The following is a 2,125-nucleotide window of genomic DNA, read 5'->3' as shown; positions in this document are numbered from 1 at the left end:
TCCTTCGCGTTGTAGCTGGAGTACCCGCGAGGCAACAGGCGCAGTGGATTGCCGACCATTGCGGCGGGCGACTTGCGGAGGTGCCAGTCGATCGCGCGAGCAACAGCTTGCACGCGCTTTCGTATGCTGCCCGGCGACAGGTTGCTCTCCAACTTCATGTGGCGCACCCATCGCTCGGCCCACTGATAGTTGAGATCGATCAACTTGAGTGGCGCCAGACCATTGATCATGGGACCGAGAGTGTCCTGGTCACTCTGCGACGGTTCACCGGAGTTCAGCCACGCTCGAATCACCGGTCCGAGCAAGGCCGCCGAGGCGACTGGACGCTTGGCTTGCTCTTGCAGCTCGGCTGGCACGATGCCCGCCGCCAGCCGTCGGGCGGCGCGCCGGGCGACATCGTGTTCGTCTACTGACGGGAGCCGCGCACATGGCAGAGATGTGGCGATATGACGCGGGGGGTGTGGCGCGCAAGGCTCGCGAGGTGTGGCGTTACGACCCAGGTGGCACGCCGCGCAAGGCGCGCGAGATCTGGCGGTTCGATGCGGGTGGCGTCGCGCGGAAGGTCTTCAGCGGTTCGTTCGTGTTGACGGCCTCGACGGCGACCGTGTGGGGCTCGGGCTTCACGGCGACTCGGGGTGCATCCGTGCCAGTGACCACCAGCCCTGTGACGCTGACGGTCCAGGGCGGGGCGGGGGTCTTCACCTATGCCTGGGCGACATTGTCGGGGTCGGCCGCGACCGCGATGTCACCCAACTTGCCGACGACACAGTTCCGGCGCAATGCCGCTGCGCCGTCGGTCGTGGGCAAGGCCAACACCCTCAGCGGGGTCCAGCGGTGCACGGTGACGGAAGTCAATACGGGCGAGGTGAAGACGATCGACGTGACAGTGGTCACGGAGCACTGGTACGACTTTTAAGGAAAGTCACCTGCGTAGAGGTTGCGGCCTGTCACGCGCGATCGTCGCGCGCCTGCTTGTTGCCGCAAAGCGGCGGTGCGCTGCGCCTGCGGAGCGTGTCCCTATTGACGACTGTTCGTCAACGAGGGCTTGTCGGATGGCGCTTCTTCGGTTCAACGTTTTTTTCTGCTCCCTGCCTTTCTTGGCGCCAGCGGGTGTGATAGGTATCACTTGCAAGCCACCCAAGGAACAGGGCGCTCAGCGCGTCGACAAAGGCCTCCAGAAGTTCCATCGGCGTCGTCGGAACCATCTCCCAGCTAATCTTCTCCAAGAGTCGCGTAAAGGGGAGGTAGTCGAATTCTTCCGCTTTCGTTTCCAGGTTGTGGGCGAGTTTATTTCGCAGGGCGTTGATGTGTCGAATGCCGGCAACCACTTCGTCACCGTTCGGAAACATCGCATGCGGAAAGAGGTCAGCCTTCTGAGCGAAGGTCAGGCGGGGCTTATCCCATGCTAAATCCGGCGCGCGGCTCAACAAGAATTCGTCGAGGTAATGCTCGATAACRAGGTGACAGGCTAGTAGGTAGCCGATAAAGTTGAAGTCAACCTCCTTGTGAGGAACGACCCCCAAGAAATTATCTGCATCGACGGCGCCGACTCGCGGTGGCAGCTTCGGCATGACGACATCCTCCTCCAAATTTCATTGATCGCTGCTCGCAATTGCCTGTTGAACGCAGCAGAGGGCCTCGTGCACCTGCTCCCCTGTCCTCTCATTTAAAGGCTTGGCAACCAACTGCCACTCGCCGCTGCGGCGGTGCGTTGCACGAAGGTCGGAGTCTCAAGTGAACACACGTCTGCCGCTGCCCACAGCGACCCACCAGATCGACATCGCTTGCGCGCCGCTAGAACGTGCGATTCATCGCGGTTGCGATCCGATTGAATTGGGAAAGTCATTATGTGAGAGAAAACTGAGTGATATCCACAAATTTATTGGCAGTATAGAAAACATCTCCGTTTGATGAAATTATTATTCTCTCCTCCCCACGCTCCTCGAAATCACCGCCATCGTCCAGTTCGCTTTCGAGCAATGGGTGGATGTCGTACTTGGTGTAAGTCGCGCCCCCAGGAAGATTTCCTTCTAGATTGGAATAACTTTGCCATTGGTAATATTCCTCGCCAATCACATAAACTCGTCGCTTCTGAAGGTAATTCGGACGCCCATGGTCACTGTAG

Annotated in this window: 3 protein-coding genes and 1 pseudogene; 1 reads left to right on the top strand and 3 read right to left on the bottom strand. The window is 59.4% G+C overall.

Going from position 1 to position 2,125, the window contains the following annotated elements; translation table 11 throughout:
- Window positions 1–356 (bottom strand): annotated as a pseudogene (locus tag AC1D1T_RS32090) (hypothetical protein); the annotation flags it as partial.
- Between the two features lie 71 nt (window positions 357–427).
- On the opposite strand from AC1D1T_RS32090, the gene AC1D1T_RS32085 reads away from it, so the two are divergent.
- Window positions 428–916 (top strand): hypothetical protein, encoded by a 489-nt coding sequence (locus AC1D1T_RS32085; RefSeq protein WP_477844701.1) that lies wholly within the window; start codon window positions 428–430, stop codon window positions 914–916.
- 118 nt (window positions 917–1,034) lie between these two features.
- On the opposite strand, the gene AC1D1T_RS32080 is transcribed toward AC1D1T_RS32085, so the two are convergent.
- The gene (locus AC1D1T_RS32080) at window positions 1,035–1,571 is read right to left on the bottom strand and encodes a hypothetical protein (RefSeq protein WP_477844699.1); all 537 of its coding nucleotides are present in this window, start codon (window positions 1,569–1,571) and stop codon (window positions 1,035–1,037) included.
- A gap of 274 nt (window positions 1,572–1,845) precedes the next feature.
- A partial coding sequence (locus AC1D1T_RS32075; RefSeq protein ID WP_477993400.1) for a hypothetical protein occupies window positions 1,846–2,125 on the bottom strand: 280 nt, incomplete at its 5' end.

This window comes from Rhizobacter sp. P2_H3 (assembly GCF_056403355.1).
This window is presented reverse-complemented; position numbering and strand designations above follow the sequence as displayed.